Annotated in this window: 1 protein-coding gene; it reads left to right on the top strand. The window is 41.5% G+C overall.

From position 1 onward, the window contains the following. Positions 1 to 46 precede the first annotated feature (46 nt). Positions 47 to 947: IS30 family transposase (locus E0E16_RS08060; protein WP_130829962.1), on the top strand; the 901-nt coding region annotated here is incomplete at its 3' end.

Below are 947 nucleotides of genomic sequence, written 5' to 3' on the forward strand. Positions count from 1 at the left end.
AAAAAAGGGAGACCTCTGTCTCCCCAAGATTAATTAACTTTGTATTGTGAAATATCATCAATTAACCTCGGAGCAAAGGTCGCAAATTTTCGCCTTACTCCAAAAGAAAACAGGGAGAAAAGAGATTGCCACAATCGTCGGCATCAGTCAGTCAACACTATCACGTGAAATCAAACGCAACAGCACGCCATCAGAAAAGTATATCTGGACAAAGGCGCACGATATGGCTATGCAGCGCAGAAAGAGAACGGTAAAGAACGCCAGGCTCTCTAACGAATTAGTCTGGAGAATTAAGGAATATATCACCAATGACCAGTGGTCTCCACGACAAATATCAGGTTATCTGCGCAAGAATGAGGGAATAAAGGTGTCCCACCAATCCATTTATAATATCATTCATAATGATACAACAGGGGAACTTGCCAAACACACAAGGCATAAGATGAAATACAGGCATCGTCCCAAGGGCAGACATCTTCCAATTAAAGACAGGTTGAGTATCCATGAAAGAAGTAAGGAAGTTGACGGGAAGAGATTCGGAGATTTTGAGATGGACTTGATCGTAGACCCTGACCAGCATACCATACTCACACTGGTAGAGAAATCCACCAATATGCTGCTTATGCAGAAACTGCCATTTGGAAAGCAGTCAAAGCCTCTGGCAAAGGTAGTTAGGAAACTGCTGCCACCATACAAGGACTGTCTGAAGACCATTACAACAGACAACGGACCTGAATTTGCAGCACATAAGGACATTACCAAGTTCTTAGGCGTGCCCGTATACTTCGCTGATCCATATTGTTCTTGGCAAAAGGGAGCGATTGAGAATACAAATAAACTAATCAGACAATATATACCGAAAAAGGATTCGTTTGAACATTACACAGACAAGAGAATTATGTCGATACAAAAGAAATTGAACGAAAGACCGAGAGAAAAATTAAACT

The organism is Prevotella rectalis, from assembly GCF_900607215.1.
GTDB classification, from domain to species: Bacteria; Bacteroidota; Bacteroidia; order Bacteroidales; family Bacteroidaceae; genus Prevotella; species Prevotella brunnea.